Raw genomic sequence first — 16,760 nt, forward strand, 5'->3', positions numbered from 1 at the left:
TGATTGCGTTCTGGACCGCGGGGACAGTTCCAAGGGGGCGCTTTGAATTCTGCTGAACCTAAGACCGTCGTGAAGGCTTGGGCGCAGCGACGGCGCGCATTTTGGCAGATCCTGCTGTTCTCGGCGGGCCTTTTGGTGCTGACCGTGATCAGCGCCGGCTCCGTCTACCTCGTCAACAAGGCCAGGGATGATAGCAAATGGGTCATCCACACCATCGAGGCCGAGAACCAGATTAACGCCCTCCTGCTGGAAATCCGGCGTGCCGAAAGCTCCGCCCGGGCCTACCTGCTGACGCGAGGGGCGGATTTCAAAGCCGACCATGACAAAGCCGTGGCGGCCATCGTACCTGCCCTCGACAGGCTTACGCACCTGATCGGCGACAATCCGGAACAACGCAAAAGCATCGACAAGCTGAGCTCGGCGATCGAGACGCGGCTCGGCCAATTGGCGCAGGAAATCGATTTCATCCGCCAGGATCAGCCGGACAAGGCCACAGCGCTGGTTCGCGAGTTCGCCTCTACCGACGCCACGGCCGCGATCGCCGAAATCGCGACCGGAATGCTTCAGGAAGAGGAACGGCTGTTCCGCCTCCGCACGGCCAATTCCGACCGCAGCCAGACCCTCGCCGCATCGATGACCGGCATTGGCTCCGGCCTCGTCGTGCTGCTGGCGATGATCTCAATCTGGCTGGTGCGGCGTTCGGCGCGGGCCCGCGACGAGGCCGAGAACCGCCTGCGCGATGCCTATGCCAACCTCGAGACTGTCGTCGATGAGCGCACCGCGGACCTGCGCGAAGCCAATGACGAGATTCAGCGCTTTGCCTACATCGTCAGCCATGATCTGCGCTCGCCACTCGTCAACATCATGGGCTTTACCAGCGAGCTCGAAGAGCTCGGCGGCGACATTTTCCGCCGTATCGGCGGTCTCACCCATGTCGCCGCCGACGGGCCGCCGCCCGCTTCCGGCGAGATCGTGCTCGAAGGCGCCGACAAGCAGCTTTCGGAGGACTTCTGCGAAGCGCTCGGCTTCATCAAGACGTCGATCGCCAAGATGGATCGGCTGATCTCCGCCATCCTCAACCTCACACGCGAAGGCCGCCGCGAATTCCAGCCGGTGAAAATCGACACGGGCGAGCTGATCGGAGCCATCGTGTCGACGCTGGCGCACCAGGCCGCCGAGGCACAGGCCGAGATTCAGGTTGAACCCCTGCCCAACCTCGTCAGCGACCGCCTCGCGCTCGAGCAGATCTTCTCCAACCTGATCGACAACGCCATCAAATACCTGAAGAGCGGCGTGCCCGGCGAGATCAGAATCCGCGGGCGCACCAAGCTCGGCTACGCGATCTTCGAGATCAGCGACAACGGCCGCGGTATCGATCCGAAGGATCACCAGCGGATATTCGACCTGTTCCGCCGCGCGGGAACCCAGGACAAGCCCGGCCAGGGCATCGGTCTTGCACATGTGCGTGCACTTGTGCGTCGCCTCGGCGGCACCATGTCGGTATCATCGGAACTGAACGCTGGCAGCACGTTCACGATCACGCTGCCGATCGCCTGGAACATGAGCAACCGGAACGCAGATCGATGACTCAGCCAGTTACCATCATCATGATCGAGGACGACGAGGGCCACGCCCGCCTGATCGAGCGCAACATCCGAAGGTCCGGCGTCAACAACGAGATCGTCTCCTTTGCCAACGGCACGGACGCGATGAGGCATCTGTTCGGCGCCGACGGCACCGGGCTCGTGCAGAAGGGCAATGCGCTCCTGATCCTGCTCGACCTCAACCTCCCCGACATGACCGGGATCGACATCCTGAAGCAGATCAAGGAGAATAAATATCTGAAGGCTTCGCCCGTGGTGGTGCTGACCACCACCGATGATACCCAGGAGATCAAGCGCTGCTACGAGCTCGGCTGCAACGTCTACGTCACTAAGCCGGTCAACTACGAGAACTTCGCCAATGCTATCCGGCAGCTCGGCCTGTTCTTCTCGGTCATCCAGGTCCCGCCCGCCGCCACATGAATCAGCACACGCCAACACTGCTCTACATCGACGACGACGACGCGCTGGCGCGCCTGGTCGATCGCGGCCTGACGCGGCGCGGCTACAGGGTCGTTCATGCCGCGAGCGGCGAGGAAGGCCTTGAGCGCATCCGCCGCGCGGGCGCCGAGGGCGGCATCGATGTGGTGGCACTCGATCAGTATATGCCGGGCCTCGACGGGCTGGAGACGCTCGAGCAGATCATGGCGATCCCGGACGCGCCCCCGGTCGTGTTCGTCACGGCGTCGCAGGATTCCAGCATCGCGGTCACCGCGCTGAAGGCCGGGGCGGCCGATTATCTGGTCAAGGACGTCCAGGGCGATTTCATCCCGCTCCTCCACGTCGCCGCCGAAGGCGCGCTGCGCCAGGCCGAATTGCAGAGGGCGCGCGAGGAAGCCGAAGCCGAGATCCACGCCTCGCGCGACCGCTACGCGGCGCTCGCCGCCGAACGCGAGCTGCTGCTGCGCGAGGTCAACCACCGCGTCGGCAACTCCCTCCAGATCATCGCCTCGCTTCTGCATCTTCAGGCGAGCTCCGCCGCGCAGGACGAGGTCAAAGCGGCGCTGACCAATGCCATGGGTCGCGTCGCCGCGGTCGCGCAGGTGCACCGCCGCCTCTACACCTCGCAGGACCTGAAGAGCGTGGTTCTGAACCAGTATCTGGACTCGCTGCTCGAGGATCTCAGGCGCTCAGCCGAAGGCAACCGCATGTCCCGCCTGACGCTGAAGGCCGAGCCGATCGAGATCGATCCGGACCGCGCCGTCGCCGTCGGCATCATCGTCAACGAGCTGGTGATGAATGCGGTGAAATATGCCTATCCCGATGGCGCCGGCCCGATCCATGTCGAGCTGGCCTCGCAAAGCGACGATCTCCTGCTGTCGATTACGGACGATGGTGTCGGTGATAATGGCAAGGCGGATCCGCGCTCCACCGGCATGGGCCAGCGCATCGTCGCGGCCATGGCCGCCAAGCTCGACGCCTCCGTGGAGCGTGATCCCGCCCATTCCGGGACCCGCATCGTGCTCAGGTTCCGCCGCGTGCCCACGGCCCCCGGCAAGACCAACCACGCCGCCGCGGGCTGACGGCGCGAGGCGTTGCGTCACCCATCGCAACCGCATCGCGATCCTGCTATTGTCGCGCGCCATGACGTCTCGCGACTCTGCCTCGTCTGAAATCACGCCGGCCGTGCTGTTGCGTGCCTATGCCTGCGGCATCTTTCCGATGGCGGAAAGCGCCGACGATCCGACCCTGTTCTGGGTCGAGCCGGAACTGCGCGGCGTGATCCCGCTGGAGGGATTTCGCGTCGCCTCGCGCCTCGCGCGTACGGTACGCTCGGATACGTTTCGCGTGACCGTCAACACCGCGTTCAAGGCGACCATCGCCGGCTGCGCGGCGCCGCAGGCCGGGCGCGAGGACACCTGGATCAACAAGCGCATCCGCGATCTCTATGGCGGCCTGTACGAGCTCGGCCATTGCCACAGCGTCGAGGCTTGGCAGGGCGACGACCTTGTCGGCGGGCTCTACGGCGTCAGCTTGGGCCGCGCCTTCTTCGGCGAGAGCATGTTCCACACCGCGCGCGACGCCTCGAAGGTCGCGCTGGTGCATCTGGTCGCGCGGCTCATCCATGGCGGCTTCGAGCTGCTCGACACGCAATATGTCACCGAGCACTTGAAGAGCTTCGGTGCGGTCGAGATTTCGCGGCGGCGCTACACCGCGCTGCTCGACAAGGCGCTCGCCGGCGAGCCCGGCGATTTCCTGAGGCTCTCTGCCGGCGAACCGATCCCGGGCGCACGCGCGCTCGATATCATCGCCTCGCGGCAATGATCACTGAGTTTACCGGCTGAAGCCCGGGAAATTGAACAGGCCAGGCTGCTGCGGCGGCGGTGGCGGTGCGGGCTGCTGTTGCGGAGGTGGCGGCAAGGGCTGCGGCGGACGCTGCTGCACGGCCTGCTTCGGCACAGCCTTCTTCTGCGCAGGCGGTGGCGGGGCCGGCTTGGCCGCGGGGTCCGGCGCGGCGGTCGCAATGGTCTGCTGCGGTTCTTTGCAGTCGGTGAGCCAGATGTCGTAGATCGGGTGCTCGACGCCGTGCAGGCCGGGGCTTGCGGCATACATCCAGCCCGAGAAGATGCGCTTCACCTCGCCTTGCAAGGTGATCTCGTCGACCTCGACGAAAGCGTCGGTGTTGGTGGCCTCCGTTGCCGGCCGCGTATAGCACGCGTCGGTCTTGACCCGCAGCGCGCCGAACTGGACGGTCTCGCCGATCTCCTCGTCGAAATTGATAATGCGTCCGGTGATCTTGTCGAGACCGGAGAAGGTCGCCTTCTTGTTCACGATCTTCTGGGCCGGCGGCTCGGTGACGACCTCGTCGCCCGGCTGGAGGCTCGCCGGCGCCTGCGGGACTGCGCCCTTCTGCTGCGGCTGGCGCTGACCGGGCCCACCCGGGGCGCCTTGCGGACCGGGCGGGGCGATCGCCGCGGATGGCGGCTGGTTCGGCGGAGCCACGGTCGAGCCCGGCGGCGGCGCCAGAGGCTGGGTCTCGACCGGCCCCGGCATCACGTTCCCCTGCCGGCCCGGAGGCGGCGGCATCGGGCGCGACGGGAGCACGCGGCCCTGCGGCGGCAGCTCCGGCACCTCTTCGTCGTCTTCGGGGATCTGCTGCGGCTGCGGCTGGCCGCGCGGAATGTTGCCGGGCGGCCGCAGCGGCGGCGGATCGGAGAAGATCGTGCCGATCTGCGCCTGCGCAGGCGTCGCAACCGTCAACACGGTGGCGGCCAGCAGTGCCGCAAGGCCTGTCAGGGAAAAGGTTTTGAACATCTCGCGCGGCTTCAACAGCGAATCGGGCTCGTTGGACACTTTATAGGGAATACCGCCGCTCGCAGGCCCTCCGGTTAACACGGCGAATACGGCGGGGGAAGGGCGGTATCCCTGCCCCCCCCCCCGGCGCCGACTGGCCAGACCGGCCTCCCGATGGGATAGTCGGAGGACAGCCCCTTCCCGGGAGGCGGGCATCGCCGTGCGAAACGACATCCAACCAGAACTGGAAACCCAGAAGGCCGCTGCCCATGCCCGTTGTGCTCGATCCCGATGCTGCTGCCGTCTACAAGGCCTTCCAGGAGGCGGGCCGCCCGGCCTACGAGACCCTGACCGCACCGGAGGCGCGCGCCTATTATTCGCAGGCGCGCTTTGCCACCAACCCCGAGCCGCCGGAGCTCGCCCGCGTCGCAGAGCTCGCGATCCCGGCGCCGCATGGGGTGATCCCGGCGCGCCTCTATGTTCCGAACGAGCCGCGCCGGCACGACGGCCTGTCGCCGGCGCTCGTGTTCTTCCATGGCGGCGGCTGGGTCATCGGCGATCTCGACTCCCACGACGTTGTCTGCCGCCAGCTCGCGGTCGAGGGCGCGCTAATCGTGATCTCGGTCGACTACCGCCTTGCGCCTGAGCACAAGTTTCCCGCCGCACCCGAGGACGCTATCGCCGCGACCGGATGGGTCGCCGCCAATGCGCGCGAGCTCGGTATCGACGCCTCGCGCCTCTCGATCGGCGGCGACAGTGCCGGGGGCAATCTCGCCGCGGTCGTCGCGCTCGCCGCGCGCCACGGCAACGGTCCCGCGCTCGCAGGACAGGTGCTGATCTATCCGGCGACCGATTTCGCCATGACGCACGGCTCCCACAGCGAGCCCGAGACCAGCGTGCTGCTGACCCATTCGGTGATCCGCTGGTTCCGCGACCACTATCTCAACGGCGCCGCCGACATCCATGACTGGCGCGCCTCGCCGGCGCGCGCGACGAGCCTTGCCGGCCTGCCGCCGGCCTACGTACTCACCGCCGGTGCCGATCCCCTGCGCGACGAAGGCGCCGAGTACGCCGAGCGCCTCAAGCAGGCCGGCGTGCCCGTCACTTACAAGCATTATCCCGGCCAATTCCATGGCTTCTTCACCATGGGAAAATTGCTGCGAGAGGCCAATGTCGCCGCGCGCGAGATCGGCGCGTGGTTGAAAGCATTGGGCTGAACGCCGTTTGCATGGCCTCTCTTCTTCGATCATTTTTCGCCCTCCCCCTGCGCGGGCTGACATGGCTCGGCGGCCAAGGCACCCGCGCGGTGGCGGCCATCGTGTTCATCGCCGTCGCCGTGCCGCCGCTCGGCGCGCTGCTGCGCCCCTATGTCACCGAGGCGATCTTCCTTCTGCTCTGCATCTCCTTCATGCGCGTCGATCTCGTGGCGCTGTACGGACATCTGCGCCGGCCGGCGCTGGTCGCAGCTGCCACCGCCTGGACCACGATGGGCGTGCCGCTGATCGTCGCCCTCGCCGCTTACGTGACCGGGCTCACCACTAGCTCGCCCGGCCTTGCGCTTGCGCTGATGCTCCAGGGCACGGCCTCGCCGATGATGGCCTCGCCGGCGCTCGCCGCGCTGATGGGCCTTGATGCCACCTTGGTGCTGGTCACGCTGGTGACCTCGACCGCGCTCGTGCCCTTCACGGCGTCCCTGTTCGCGAGCCTCTTTCTCGGCGGCATGCTCAGCATCTCGCCGCTGACGCTCGGCCTCAAGCTGCTCGGCATCCTCGCTGCCTCTCTGCTTGCCGCGACGACCATCCGTCGCCTGTTCGGCACCGACACGATCCAGCGCCACAAGCGGCCGATCGACGGCCTCAACATCATTATCCTGCTGGTGTTCGCCTCTGCGGTGATGGGCGACGTCGCCACCGACCTCGTCGCCGATCCCCTCTTCACGATCGCCGTCGCGCTGCTCGCGTTTATGGTCTACTTCACCCTGCTTGCCGTGACGACGCTGATCTTCCGTCGCGTCGGCACCGAACGCGCCTTCGCGATCGGCCTAATGGTGTCCCAGCGCAATCTGGGCCTGATGCTGGCAGCAACCGCCGGCGCGCTGCCGGCGTCGACCTGGCTCTATTTCGCGCTGACGCAGTTTCCGATTCATCTTGCGCCGTACATGCTGATGCCGATCGCGCGGCGATTGACCGCGCGCGCAGATACTTCCGACGGAGCAACGGCAAGTAGCGCTACCTAAGCAGTGCGCATAATCCAGGATGTCTGCTTCCGCGCGTAATTGGACCGGGGCCCACGCTGCGAATGTCCTCTGTACCCCGAATCAGACTTTCAGTGCAGCATTCGGCTACAACGCCAGTTACGCGGGCCACTGTTTAACTGTTTAAATCCCACATAGCCTGCTTATACCTTTAATTCGCAGGCCGCCGGCGAAGCGTCTGCCACGGCTCCTAACAGTGGGCAGACTGGGGCGGAGGCCAAACTTCGTCCCGCTTTCGTCTCGCTGCTTTCCATTATGCGCGAGTAACCGCACGTCGAAGTCCTGAGTGAGTCCAATGCGGGTTCAATGTTGCGGTGACTGAGCGTCCTCAAACGGCTCTTGATCTGCGGCCCACTTTGGCACGCCGTCTTCGGCCGATTGTTCTCGCTTCTACGTTTCGGAGCCTTCTTCGAAGCGTCTCCACTTCTCTAAGCTCCGCCACGATCGCTTGCAGACGTTCGCGCAGGACAGCGCAAGTATAAACCTGACCAGTGCTGGACATTGCTGCCTCAGAATATGATTTGAACTCAGAAGTCGACGAAAACACCAAGAACACCAAGGAAGTGAATATTCGCGGCCGAAACTCAGTGAGCTAAAGCTGCAGTCGCCAGATGCTCCCAGTACTCTGCCTCGGCGAGCAATTTCCAGCTTCTCTCAGGATAAAGCGCGGCAGTCTGCCGGCAAAGTGACGCCATTGCGCGAAAGCGGCGGGCAGCTTCCATTCCAACCTCCCGTGTTTTCCCCAACATATTTTTTTATTTTGTGGTGGAGTCATCACGATTATCGAACATAACTAAATTTGTTATTTTGTCGCAGTTAATTTGGTTCTGACACCGTGCCGCGCGTGAACTATTTTCGCTTTTGGCTTCACATCAATTTCGAATGCTTCGGTACTAGGTCGTGTTGCGCCCCGATTGCGCATCTCCGCCCGATCGCGCCTCCCCGCGGGAGCGAGCTGGGCGGCAACACAGCTATGCAAGCTCGTGAGCGAGCATCCTAATGTCAGAAACCGAACCGACTGCCACCCGCGAACTCCTCTCTAATTGATCCGTTGCTGAGAACCTGAATCTTATTGGCGATTTAGCCCGGCGCAAATGCCGGGCTTATTCGCCATGCTCATCTCTGCGCCCAGCTCGAAGAACGACCATGTGCGTCGGCACCCGAGCCTTACCAGCGGCCATTCCACCAACGGTCTCGTTCGCAGCTCACTCCTCGAGCAAGCTATCATTTCCCTTGGGCCCCGTGATGGTCTGACCTGGTGCCGGGCGATAGCGCAACTCGCGCTCGCGAGGTGCCGGGCGATCAGACGGGTCGCGGCCGAGCTTGGATTGTAGCTCGACGAGGTCGGTGAAGACGTCGGCCTGGCGGCGCAGCTCGTCGGCGATCATCGGCGGCTGGCTGGCAATGGTGGAGACCACGGTGACCCGCACGCCGCGGCGCTGGACGGCCTCGACCAGGGAGCGGAAGTTGCCGTCACCCGAGAAGAGCACCATCTGGTCGATATGCTCGGCGAGCTCCATGGCGTCCACGGCGAGCTCGATGTCCATGTTGCCCTTGACCTTGCGGCGGCCGGAGGCGTCGATGAATTCCTTGATCGCCTTGGTGACGACAGTGTAGCCGTTGTAGTCGAGCCAGTCGGTCAGGGGACGGATCGAGGAGTATTCCTGATCCTCGATGATGGCGGTGTAATAGAACGCCCGCAGCAACGTTCCCTGGCTCTGAAATTCCTTCAGCAGGCGCTTGTAATCGATGTCGAAGCCGAGCGTCTTGGCCGTGGCATAGAGATTGGCTCCGTCGATGAAGAGCGCAATCCGGTTGGAAGATGACATGATGCCTTGACTTCTGGGACGAGGTGGCATGCCGCGGGCTGAGTGCACATTAACGAAGGCGGCACGTTCAACCCCTTTAAAGGCCCATGCTATACCGGCGATCATTAGCCTTCAAACGATTTGCTGTGAGCCGAAGATTAATTCGCAATATCCAAAGCACGAACAAACGTCTCGGATGAGACAGCGCATCTGCATGGATTGGGCGGCCCGGGTATTCTCGACCTGCCCGCAACTGCTGCAATCAAATCCTTATGCGCTTCCGTGCGCCATTTCCGCAGACCTATTGAGCCCCACCCGCCTGGCGGCAGGAGGGGCTCAACCACATGAGCTGGCCACTGCATTTTGCAAGCGGGAGATGCTGGAGCGGGTTTGGATTCGGCCCAGGATCTCCCAGCGGGTACACAATGAATCCATGGCGCTGCCAAATTTGAGCCGCATCGCGGCCCATCTTGCCGCGAAGGGTCGAGCTGGTAGGGGGGCGCAACACCGGGAGTTTTCGATGTCCGGTTATTTGCGGCTTTGCTTGACGAGTTTGGTTCTTGTTGGAGCTCTTGCAGCGACACCTGCGTTTTCCAACCCTTTTGCCGACCTTTTCGGTAACGCTTCGCGCGAGCCCGCGGCAAGCCCTCCCGTGCAAGCGGAATGCTTGCCGCGGCCCGGCGACTCGACCGGCGCCGGCCAACACTGGGTCTATCGGCGGGACGGCCACCGCAAATGCTGGTTCCTGGCCGAGGGTGTCGCGCGGGTGCAAAAGCCGGCGCATCGTCGCGTCGCCAACCGCGGCGCCAATCCCGACCAGAACGAAGCCGCGCGGCTCAGGCGCAGCCCGGTGGTTGATGCACGTGCGGAGTTGCAACGCTCCGCACCGGCAGAGGGGGTCCAGCCGATGCCGCCTGCACGCGAAGTCAAGGTGGCTGATGCCGCCTTCGTTGTCGGCACGGGCACGACGGCCGTGATGCCAGCCGCACCTTTCACGGATCTTCCCACCGGCCAGTACACGTCCGAGCATTCCGTGCCGTTCCAAATTGACGTGGAGAAGCCCCTCGCGCCGGTACGCGACGCGGCCGCCGCCTCGGTGCCACCGGCTATTCCGGTGGGCATGCCCCCTGCGGAGGCGGGCCATGAAGGAAAGGGTTGGACAGCAACCTGGCTGGGCTTGCTGCTGATGGTCCTGGGAATCGGCTCTGTCTTAAGCTCGAGCCGTGCGCTGCGCGAAGCGGTGCTGTTGCGCAGTTGAGGAACGAAGCGCCCGGGGCCACACCAGGCGGAGGAGGCGGATGCGAAGCTGCCGCGCCGCCTGATCGGTGACTCAATCTCGAGGAGGTCGACGGCAGCGCCGGCGGCGTGACGGCCGCAAACATTCCGCACGTCTTCGAGAACTCGCGCCGACGTCTCAGGCACGGTATCCGCCGCCTTTCAAATGCCAATGCGTTGGACCGCACACGGCGAGGTCCCGCCCTCGCGCGCCCTAACCTGCCCGTGCCGCGCGCCGCAGCGCCTGAGGCGGCTGGCCGAAGGCGCGGATGAAGGCGCGCCGCATTCGCTCGGGGTCGCCGAATCCGGTCACTTCGGCGACGAGCTCGATCGCCTCGCGCGAGGACTGCACGCGCTCGCGTGCCGCTTCGAGCCGCAACCGCTCGATTGCTTTGGATGGCGTCGTGCCGGTCTCGGCGGCAAAGGCGCGGGCGAAATGTCGCGCGCTCATGCCGGCGCGATCGGCAAGGTCCTCCACCGTCAGCGGCGCATCGAGATTTTCGCGCGCCCAGGACAACAGCGCGCCGAAGCGGCCGTTCGGCGCCTTCAGCTCCAGCAGCGAGGAGAATTGCGACTGGCCGCCGCTGCGGCGATGATAGAGCACGAGCTGGCGCGCGGTCTGCTGCGCGATCTCCTCGCCGTGGTCCTCGGTGACCATCGCGAGCGCGAGATCAATGCCCGCGGAGATGCCTGCCGAGGTCCAGACATTGCCGTCGCGGGTGAAGATCTGGTCCGGCTCGAACTTCACCTTGGGATATCGCGCGACGAAATCGCGCGTCCGCCCCCAATGAGTGGTGGCGCGGCGCCCATCGAGCAGGCCGGCTTCGGCCAGCACATAGGCACCCGAGCAGACGCTGGCGACCCGCACGCCACGCCGCGCCAGCCGCTGCACGAAGGCGCGCGTGACCTCACAGCGCGCGGCGTCCGCGACGCCCACGCCGCCGGCCACGACCAGGGTCGTGATCGCATTCGCCGGCTTGAAATCGCGCGCCATCATCTCGACTCCGGACGAGCTGCGCACGAGCCCCGCTTTCGCCGCCAGCACGCGAATGCCGGGGGCCATGCCGGTGCAGCGCGCGGCGACCTCGAATGCCGAGATCGGGCCTGCCGCGTCGAGCAACTGAAAATCCGGGAAGATCAGGATGCCGATCATAGTCATGTCCGAAATTGAGGGAATTATGCCATTTCGGACGGAATGGCACCATGCGATCCTGCCGGCGTCAAGCTCATTCTCGGAGGCTCCCATGTCGTCACCGCTCCAGATCGGACTCCTGGTGTTTCCGCGCGTCACCCAGCTCGATTTCACCGGACCCTTGCAGGTGTTCGCCATGCTTCCGGGCGCGAAGCTGCACTTGATCTGGAAGCGGATCGAGCCCGTGCCGAGCGATTCCGTGCTGACGCTGACGCCGACCACGACCTTTGCCGACTGCCCGCAACTCGACGTCATCTGTGTGCCCGGCGGCGGCGGCACCAACGACCTGCTCAACGACGAGGAGGTGCTCGATTTCCTGCGCTGGCAGGCCGAAGGCGCCAAATACGTCACCTCGGTCTGCACGGGATCGCTGGCGCTCGGCGCCGCCGGCCTATTGAAGGGCTACCGCGCCGCCACCCATTGGAGCGCGATGGAGATGCTCGGCCAGTTCGGCGCAACGCCGACCAGGACACGCGTCTGCATCGACCGCAACCGCATCACCGGCGGCGGCGTCACCGCCGGCATTGATTTCGCGCTGACGCTGGTCTCGATCCTGGTCGACCGCACCACGGCGGAAGCAATCCAGCTCCAGATGGAATACAATCCCGCCCCGCCGTTCAATTCAGGCTCGCCCGACACCGCGCCTGCCGAGGTGCTGGCCCTGCTCCGCGAACGCGGCGCGCAAAACCAGGCGCGGCGGCTCGAGGCGGTGAAGCGCGCAGCGGAGCGGATGGCGTAGCCTGCGCTCTCGCGTCCCGGACGCGCCCAACATGTAGCGCTGCGCTGCGTCTGGGGCACGCGCACTTCGTGCTGGTCCCCCAAAGAAATTCGTGCTGGTCCCCCAAAGAAAAAGGCCGCTCGGTTTCCCAAGCGGCCTTTCCTGTCTTACGGCGGCTGCACATTCCATCGGGCGATTTCGAACTTCCAGACCGGGGGCCTATCTCCGCGATCGAGTCCTGGTCGGCGGCCGCTGCATCTCGGGACAGTCGCGAACTGTTGCCCGAACCGAACGCGATGGTCTCCCATCTCCGTAAGATGGGACCATTGAGCCGCATCGCTGGCGGGAGCGCAACGCCGGCGCAAGCGGCATCCCCGCTGTTCCCGTTGTCCCCAGCGGTACGAGACGGATGCGCGTGCATCCAGTGGCGCGATGAAGATTCGCGTCCGGGCAGACGCTCAGTTGGCGGGGGTCCAGGGCTGATAGTCGCCGGTCGCCTTCGGCCGCCGGCCGCTGGCAAGGGTCGAGCCCGAAGGACGGTAGGCCTTCGGCGTACCGGTGAGATTCGGCTGGTGCGGCTTTTCCCACTCGCGCGGCTGATAGTTGGTCTCGGTCGGCGGCACATCGACGACGTGATGGATCCAGCCGTGCCACGAGGGCGGAATGCGGCTCGCTTCGGCATAGCCGTTATAGACGACCCAGCGCCGCTCGAAGCCGAGCGTCGGATCGATCGCCCCGCCGCGGGTGCGATAATAGAGATTGCCCTGCTCGTCCTGGCCGACCAGCTCGCCGTACCGTTTGGTCCAGAGCTGGGTGCCAAACGTCTGGCCATTCCACCAGGTGAAGAACTTGAGAAAGAATTGTTTCATGCGGCAAGGGCCCTGCTTACTCGGGTCCTGATGCCATCCGAACGGCAAAATGTCCAGTTCGGAGGGTCCGTCGGTGCCTCCGCAGATCCGGCTACCGAGCAAGATCTGCCGCAAAGCGGCCGCGATCCATTCATCCCGGGTACAGCGGCAGCGGCTGAAGCTCTCTTTCGCACGCAAACCGGCGTGATCCCAGGAACCCCAACGCTTTCATAGGGTTTGCTTCCGGGAAAGGAGTTTGACCATGAACAGTCTGAAATACCTGAGTGCTGCCGCGGCGATGGCGTTGGTTCTTCCCTTGGCGAGCCCGAGCTTCGCGCAGAGTCGTGCCGCCGTGGTCGGAGCGGGCGGCGCCCATGTCGGCGGTGGCGGCGGTGGCGGCGGTGCTCATTTCGGCGGAGGCGGTGCGCGCATGGGCGGTGGCGGCGCCGCGTTCCAGGGCGGTGGCGGCAATTTCGGGGCCGGCGCAGCGATGCGACCAAGCGGCGGCGGTTTCGCGGCCGGCACCGCGATGCGTCCAAGCGGTGGCAGTTTCGCGGCCGGCACGGTGAGCCGCCCCGCGATGTCGCCGTCCTTCAGCGGCAGCCGCAGTGTCGCAACCGCGGGCAACTGGCAGGGCGGGGGCAACTGGAGCGGTCGCCACTGGCATCATAGGCACGGCGGCTTCTGGCCCGGCTTCGCGGCAGGTGCGGCGATCGGCGGCCTCGGCTCGTACGCCTATTACGGCGGCGGCTATGGCTATTACGACGACCCCTATTACTACGACAGCTATTATGATGAGCCAACAGTGGCCGTGGTGCCGGACGGCGGCGGCGACTCGTCCACTTATTGCGCACAGCGCTACAAGTCGTACGACCCGGCATCGGGTACGTATCTCGGCTATGACGGCCGGCGGCATCCTTGCCCGTAAGCCGATCTGTGGCATTTGAAGCAAAAGGCGTCGCAGCGATGCGGCGCTTTTCTCGTATTGGTCGTGCGCTTCACTTGCTGCGCGCCTATTTCGGACCACGCTTCATTCAAAGGGACCTTTATTCACCGCGCCGTGCATACCCCTTGCCATCCAATCCAAAATTGACCCGACCTACGATTCGCGGATATCACCATCACAGTGGGGACCTCGATTGCTGGGAAGTGTCATGCCGCGTATTCTCGTGGTTGATGACGATCCGATGGTCGGTGCGACCATCGAAGTCCTCCTCCAACGTCAGGGCTTCGACGTCACGCTGACTGACGGCGGAGAAGCGGGATTGGCTGCGCTCGAAACTCAGGCTTTCGACGTGATGCTGGTCGACATCTTCATGCCGCACATGCGCGGCTTCGAGTCCATCCGCATCTTTCACGAGCGCGCGCCGGCTACGCCGCTGATCGCGATGTCCGGCTACGCCTTCGCCTCGTCCGCCTCGCCTTCCCCCGACTTTCTCCGCATGGCGCTGGAGCTCGGCGCGACCCGCTGCCTGCGCAAGCCGTTCACCCCGGACGCGCTGCTGACCACGATCCGGGAATGCCTCGCCGGTGCCGCCGAGAGCGCACAGCCGAAGGACAAGAAAGAAGCCCCTTGATTCCAACGCAGCGCGTCATTCTCGGTGCTGGACTTGCCATCCTCCTGATCATCACCGCAGCCTCGATCGCCCTCGACTTCAAGTCGCGGTCCGATGCGGCTTGGGTCAACCAAGCCGTCCAGGTGCAGAAGAAGATCTCCGACCTGCGCGTGCTGCTGCGCCGTGCCGAGAGCGCCGCGCGCGGCTACGAGCTCTATCGCAGCGCGGGTTTCAGCGATGAGTTCCAGGCAGTCCGCGCCCGGATCGGGCCGGCCCTCGCCGAGCTCAAGCGCGACGTGCGCGACCATCCCGATCAGGTCGCGCTGCTGGAGGGCACGGAGCCGCTGGCACTGCGCCGGATCGAGATCGCCGCCGCGGCGATGCGCCTGCGCACTGAGAACGACCAGTCCGGCATTGCCGCGCTTAACGGCAAGGCCGAGGGCCGCGGCCTCATGGACACGGTGATGCGCAATCTCGACCATCTGAGCGCCGAGGAAGAACGCTTGCTCACCGCGCGCTCCCAGGATTCGCGCCGCACCGGCATCGTGCTGCTCGGCATCGACGTTGCGGGCGCCGTGCTGATCCTGCTCCTTGTCGGGCTGGTGATGCGCGAGAGCCGGCGGACCACGGTCGCGCTCCAGAGCACGCTGACCGAGACCACGGCCGCCAAGGAGGCGCTCGAGGCAGCGGTGGCCGAGCGCACCGAGCATCTGGTCGCAGCCCACGACGAGCTGCGCCTGTCGGTCAACGTGCTCCAGAGCACGTTTCGCAGCATGGCGGAGGCGGTTCTGGTCATCGATGCCGAGGGCACCGTCCTGCTATCCAATCCGGCCGCCGAGCGCATGTTGTTGCATCGCGCCGGCATGAATTTGCGCAATCTGCGCGCGCTGTCGGATGTGTTTCACGGCGACGGCGTCACGCCGCTGAAGGCCGACGAGCTGCCGTCGACGCGCGTGCTGCGCGGCGAGCAGTTCGAAGAGCTGGAGATGATCGTCCGCCCGCACGGCGACAATTCTCCCCGCCATCTCATGATCAGCGGCCGGCCGATGCGGGATGGGCAAGGTAATATCTCCGGCGCTGTACTGGTTTATCACGACGCCACCACCTCGCGCGAGACAGAGCGCCAACTCTATCAGTCGCAGAAGCTGGATGCCATCGGCAAGCTGACCGGCGGCGTCGCGCACGACTTCAACAACATGCTGACCGTGATCTCCGGCAACACGGAGACGCTGGTGGCGAGCCTGAAGGACCAGCCCGAGCTCCAGCGCACGGCGCGGCTGATCGACGATGCCGCCGAGCGCTGCGCCGACCTGATCCAGCATCTACTGGCGTTCGCGCGCAGGCAGCCGCTGCAGCCGCGCAACGTCGAGATCAGCGCCGCGGTCGCGGACATCGCAAAGCTCCTGCGCCCCACTCTCGGCGAGCAGATCCAGATCGAGACCGTGCTGGAACAGGGGCCGATGACGGCGCATATCGATCCGTCCCGGCTCACCAATGCCGTGCTCAACATGGCGATCAACGCTCGTGACGCCATGCCGAACGGCGGCAAGTTGCTGTTCGAGGCCCACCGGGTCGAGCTCGACGAGGCCTATGCGCAGAACAATCCGGACGTCCGGCCCGGCCCTTACGTGATGCTCGCCGTCAGCGACACCGGCACCGGCATGCCGGCCGAGGTCCAGCAGAAGGCGTTCGAGCCGTTCTTCACCACCAAGGAAGTCGGCAAGGGCTCGGGCCTCGGCCTCTCCATGGTCTACGGCTTCGTCAAGCAGTCTGGCGGCCACATCAAAATCTACAGCGAGGAAGGCTACGGCACCACGATCAAGCTCTATCTGCCGCCGGGCGAAGGCACGGTGGACGTGGCCACTCCCGTCGCGCCGCAGGCCCAAGGCGGCGCCGAGACCATCTTCGTGGTCGAGGACGACACCTTGGTGCGCAACTTCGTCACTGCGCAGCTGCAGAGCCTCGGCTACAAGACGGTGGCCGCGGCCGACAGCCGGGCCGCGCTGCAATTGATCGAGGCCGGCCAGCCGTTCGATCTGCTCTTCACCGACGTCGTCATTCCCGGCGGCATGAGCGGCCGCGAGCTCGCCGAGGAGGTGGTCAGGCGCCGGCCCGGCCTGAAGGTGCTCTACACCTCCGGCTATACCGACAACGCCATCGTCCACCACGGCAAGCTCGACGACGGCGTGTTGCTGCTGACGAAACCCTACCGCCGCAACCAGCTCGCCGCGATGATCCGGAAGGCGCTCGGCGGCGGGATGCCGGCAACCTAAA

At 65.2% G+C, this 16,760-nt stretch carries 16 protein-coding genes; 11 read left to right on the forward strand and 5 right to left on the reverse strand.

Going from position 1 to position 16,760, the window contains the following annotated elements; translation table 11 throughout:
• Nucleotides 1–69 precede the first annotated feature (69 nt).
• The 4 genes from IVB12_RS07110 to aat all read left to right on the forward strand — a co-directional run bounded on the left by IVB12_RS07110 (nt 70) and on the right by aat (nt 3,866).
• Nucleotides 70–1,587 (forward strand): ATP-binding protein, encoded by a 1,518-nt coding sequence (locus IVB12_RS07110; protein ID WP_247297296.1) that lies wholly within the window; start codon nt 70–72, stop codon nt 1,585–1,587.
• Nucleotides 1,584–2,024: a response regulator gene (locus IVB12_RS07115; RefSeq protein WP_247297127.1), complete on the forward strand. Its 441-nt coding sequence runs from the start codon at nt 1,584–1,586 to the stop codon at nt 2,022–2,024. Before IVB12_RS07110 ends, IVB12_RS07115 begins: the two co-directional genes overlap by 4 nt.
• Nucleotides 2,021–3,124 (forward strand): histidine kinase dimerization/phosphoacceptor domain -containing protein, encoded by a 1,104-nt coding sequence (locus IVB12_RS07120; protein WP_247297130.1) that lies wholly within the window; start codon nt 2,021–2,023, stop codon nt 3,122–3,124. The genes IVB12_RS07115 and IVB12_RS07120 overlap by 4 nt, the downstream gene beginning before the upstream one ends.
• A gap of 61 nt (nt 3,125–3,185) precedes the next feature.
• On the forward strand, nt 3,186–3,866 hold the full coding sequence (gene aat / locus IVB12_RS07125) for a leucyl/phenylalanyl-tRNA--protein transferase (protein ID WP_247277247.1): 681 nt from the start codon (nt 3,186–3,188) through the stop codon (nt 3,864–3,866).
• Between the two features lie 9 nt (nt 3,867–3,875).
• Here the strand turns inward: aat and IVB12_RS07130 are convergent, their stop codons facing one another.
• On the reverse strand, nt 3,876–4,895 hold the full coding sequence (locus IVB12_RS07130) for a DUF2155 domain-containing protein (RefSeq protein WP_247297132.1): 1,020 nt from the start codon (nt 4,893–4,895) through the stop codon (nt 3,876–3,878).
• A gap of 209 nt (nt 4,896–5,104) precedes the next feature.
• Here IVB12_RS07130 and IVB12_RS07135 point away from each other — a divergent pair, with 209 nt between their 5' ends.
• Together IVB12_RS07135 and IVB12_RS07140 are read left to right on the forward strand one after the other, a co-directional pair.
• Nucleotides 5,105–6,052, forward strand: coding sequence for an alpha/beta hydrolase (locus IVB12_RS07135; protein ID WP_247297134.1), 948 nt, complete (start codon nt 5,105–5,107; stop codon nt 6,050–6,052).
• Nucleotides 6,053–6,063: 11 nt separating this feature from the next.
• Complete coding sequence (locus IVB12_RS07140; RefSeq protein ID WP_247297136.1) at nt 6,064–7,071, forward strand: Na+-dependent transporter; 1,008 nt, start codon at nt 6,064–6,066, stop codon at nt 7,069–7,071.
• A gap of 602 nt (nt 7,072–7,673) precedes the next feature.
• On the opposite strand, the gene IVB12_RS07145 is transcribed toward IVB12_RS07140, so the two are convergent.
• On the reverse strand, nt 7,674–7,811 hold the full coding sequence (locus IVB12_RS07145; protein WP_247297138.1) for a hypothetical protein: 138 nt from the start codon (nt 7,809–7,811) through the stop codon (nt 7,674–7,676).
• 483 nt (nt 7,812–8,294) lie between these two features.
• Nucleotides 8,295–8,918: an NYN domain-containing protein gene (locus IVB12_RS07150; protein WP_247297139.1), complete on the reverse strand. Its 624-nt coding sequence runs from the start codon at nt 8,916–8,918 to the stop codon at nt 8,295–8,297.
• 499 nt (nt 8,919–9,417) lie between these two features.
• Here IVB12_RS07150 and IVB12_RS07155 point away from each other — a divergent pair, with 499 nt between their 5' ends.
• Nucleotides 9,418–10,155 (forward strand): hypothetical protein, encoded by a 738-nt coding sequence (locus IVB12_RS07155; protein WP_247297141.1) that lies wholly within the window; start codon nt 9,418–9,420, stop codon nt 10,153–10,155.
• 231 nt (nt 10,156–10,386) lie between these two features.
• Here IVB12_RS07155 and IVB12_RS07160 read toward each other — a convergent pair whose 3' ends face one another.
• Entirely contained in the window at nt 10,387–11,325 is a 939-nt protein-coding gene (locus tag IVB12_RS07160; RefSeq protein WP_247297297.1) for a GlxA family transcriptional regulator, read from the reverse strand.
• A 91-nt stretch (nt 11,326–11,416) separates the two neighbouring features.
• Between IVB12_RS07160 and IVB12_RS07165 the strand changes: the two genes are divergently transcribed.
• Nucleotides 11,417–12,103, forward strand: a complete 687-nt coding sequence (locus IVB12_RS07165) for a DJ-1/PfpI family protein (protein ID WP_247297142.1) — start codon at nt 11,417–11,419, stop codon at nt 12,101–12,103.
• 437 nt (nt 12,104–12,540) lie between these two features.
• Here IVB12_RS07165 and IVB12_RS07170 read toward each other — a convergent pair whose 3' ends face one another.
• On the reverse strand, nt 12,541–12,951 hold the full coding sequence (locus tag IVB12_RS07170) for an NADH:ubiquinone oxidoreductase subunit NDUFA12 (protein ID WP_247277255.1): 411 nt from the start codon (nt 12,949–12,951) through the stop codon (nt 12,541–12,543).
• Nucleotides 12,952–13,192: 241 nt separating this feature from the next.
• On the opposite strand from IVB12_RS07170, the gene IVB12_RS07175 reads away from it, so the two are divergent.
• The 3 genes from IVB12_RS07175 to IVB12_RS07185 all read left to right on the forward strand — a co-directional run bounded on the left by IVB12_RS07175 (nt 13,193) and on the right by IVB12_RS07185 (nt 16,759).
• A complete protein-coding gene (locus tag IVB12_RS07175) occupies nt 13,193–13,858 on the forward strand; it encodes a BA14K family protein (protein ID WP_247297149.1) in 666 nt (221 codons plus the stop codon).
• A gap of 226 nt (nt 13,859–14,084) precedes the next feature.
• Nucleotides 14,085–14,507 carry a response regulator gene (locus tag IVB12_RS07180; protein ID WP_247297150.1) on the forward strand — a complete coding sequence of 141 codons (423 nt, stop codon included), beginning with the start codon at nt 14,085–14,087 and terminating at the stop codon, nt 14,505–14,507.
• Nucleotides 14,504–16,759 (forward strand): CHASE3 domain-containing protein, encoded by a 2,256-nt coding sequence (locus IVB12_RS07185; protein ID WP_247297151.1) that lies wholly within the window; start codon nt 14,504–14,506, stop codon nt 16,757–16,759. The genes IVB12_RS07180 and IVB12_RS07185 overlap by 4 nt, the downstream gene beginning before the upstream one ends.
• Nucleotide 16,760 lies beyond the last annotated feature (1 nt).

This window comes from Bradyrhizobium sp. 179 (genome assembly GCF_023073535.1).
Classification (GTDB): domain Bacteria; phylum Pseudomonadota; class Alphaproteobacteria; order Rhizobiales; family Xanthobacteraceae; genus Bradyrhizobium.